The following is a 1,063-nucleotide window of genomic DNA, read 5'->3' as shown; positions in this document are numbered from 1 at the left end:
GTTCCGGGAGCTGTTCCGGGGCCGCGAGGATGTCTTTCCGCGCCGCTGGAGCAACCCCAGGACCGGCAAGTCCGGCTACTCGCCCGTCTGCGGCAACGAATGGGCGCCCGGCCTCTGCGGCAAGCCCAAGGTGAAATGCGGCGACTATCCGAACCGCCGCTTCCTGCCGGTGACGGACGAGGCGCTCGGCCGCCACCTGCGGGGCGAGGGAGCGGACGGGCGGGATTTCACCATGGGCGTCTATCCCCTGCTGCCCGACGAGACATGCCGCTTCCTGGCGGCCGACTTCGACAAGGAGAACTGGCGGGCGGACGTGGCCGCCTTCCTGGCGACCTGCCGCGACAGGGGCGTGCCGGCCGCCGTGGAAAGGTCCCGTTCCGGCAACGGCGGGCACGTCTGGATCTTCTTCGCCGAGCCGGTCTCCGCCGCCTTGGCCCGCAAGCTGGGAGCGCACCTGCTGACCGAGACCATGGAGCGCCATCCCGAGATCGGCTTCGGCTCCTACGACCGCTTCTTCCCCAACCAGGACACCATGCCGCAGGGGGGCTTCGGCAACCTGATCGCCCTGCCGCTGCAAGGCCGCCCACGGCGGGACGGCAACAGCGTCTTCCTGGACGAGGACTTCCGACCCCACGAGGACCAGTGGCGATTCCTGTCCCAGGTTCATCCGAGAGCGGCCTGATCGACGGCGGCCAAGTCCTCGGGCGGATCGGCGGGCGCTTCGGCCGCTGCCGGCGGAGCCTTCCCGAAGGTGAGCCCCAGGGCCTGCTCGCGAGCCTTGTCGGCGGCGATCTCGGCATCCACCTGCTCGGCGTCGAAGCCGCGCTCGGCGATGGTCTGGGTCCGGCTCTTGAGGCCCGCCTCGATCTGCTCGATCTCGGCGCGGGCGTCCTTCAGGGGATCGACCCATTCCCGGCGCGGCGGCAGCCAGGAGCAGGCGAGATAGTCGGCCCGGCGGGCCTCGTACCCGCATTGCGTTGCGCGGCCGGATGGGCGATACTGTGGGCATGGCAAGCCCTCGCAAGATCGATGCCCTGACCGAACCCTCGCCGGCCGAGATCGC

At 70.5% G+C, this 1,063-nt stretch carries 1 protein-coding gene and 1 pseudogene; one reads left to right on the top strand and one right to left on the bottom strand.

What is annotated here, in order from left to right:
- A partial coding sequence (locus tag H7841_18665; GenBank protein MEO5338880.1) for a restriction endonuclease subunit R occupies positions 1-682 on the top strand: 682 nt, incomplete at its 5' end.
- Here H7841_18665 and H7841_18660 read toward each other — a convergent pair.
- A pseudogene (locus H7841_18660) lies at positions 664-969 on the bottom strand (phage portal protein). The gene H7841_18665 and the pseudogene H7841_18660 sit on opposite strands and share 19 nt — an antisense overlap.
- Between the last annotated feature and the right edge of the window lie 94 nt (positions 970-1,063).

The sequence above is a fragment of the Magnetospirillum sp. WYHS-4 genome, assembly GCA_039908345.1.
Lineage (GTDB): Bacteria > Pseudomonadota > Alphaproteobacteria > Rhodospirillales > GLO-3 > JAMOBD01.
This window is presented reverse-complemented; position numbering and strand designations above follow the sequence as displayed.